This window comes from Bacillus sp. SIMBA_008 (genome assembly GCF_046535495.1).
Taxonomy (GTDB): domain Bacteria; phylum Bacillota; class Bacilli; order Bacillales; family Bacillaceae; genus Bacillus; species Bacillus subtilis.
Genome location: NZ_JAWRWL010001162.1, coordinates 1 through 240, shown reverse-complemented (window position 1 = coordinate 240; position 240 = coordinate 1). Strand labels below are relative to the sequence as shown.

Sequence of the window (240 nt, the reverse complement as noted above, 5' to 3'; positions counted from 1 at the left end):
ACTCATTTTCATGAATTGCTAAAGCTCTGTATTTATCAATATGTCCACCTGCAAACCAAATCTGGTTAGTGTTATGATATAAAACCTTTGGTGCGACAATTTTATCTATTTCGCATTTTTTTATTAGAACATCAAAAAGATCTTTTTGATAAAATTCTATATCATTATTTCCTATCAAAATATAATCACAACCATCTTTTAAAGCAAGTTCGATGCCTTGATTATTCCCTTTAGCAACTC

The 240-nt window shown here is 29.2% G+C and carries 1 protein-coding gene; it reads right to left on the bottom strand.

Features of this window, described 5'->3' with window-relative positions:
• Positions 1 to 240: glycosyltransferase family protein (locus tag SB658_RS27095; protein ID WP_410603614.1), on the bottom strand; the 240-nt coding region annotated here is incomplete at both ends.